1 pseudogene is annotated in these 274 nt (G+C 46.4%); it reads right to left on the bottom strand.

The window, feature by feature from the left end:
- A pseudogene (locus tag SB660_RS20410) lies at positions 1-274 on the bottom strand (peptidase M20); the annotation flags it as partial.

Below are 274 nucleotides of genomic sequence, written 5' to 3'. Positions count from 1 at the left end.
TCCCGATGACATCCCAGCCCGGAAAATTATCGGTAAAGGCGGAGACCTCCTCATCTGTTTCATGCAGTGATAAAAAGCTTCCATCCGCTAAATAAGGGAAAAACTTTTTAAAGACGAATGTTTCTCCGGTTGATGCCGCTGTTTTATCGACCGCTTCTTGAATGACATGCTGCAAAAGCCGGTCCCGTGTGCTTTCTTCCTTCAGATAATTGTGCGGAAGGTAAGTCGGCGCATAGAAAATAATGACCTTGGCTCCCTGCTCAGGATCGAGTTT

Source organism: Bacillus sp. SIMBA_005 (genome assembly GCF_046535585.1).
Taxonomy (GTDB): Bacteria; Bacillota; Bacilli; order Bacillales; family Bacillaceae; genus Bacillus; species Bacillus pumilus.
Note: the sequence above shows the minus strand (reverse complement) of the source record. Positions and strands in the feature narration are given on the sequence as shown.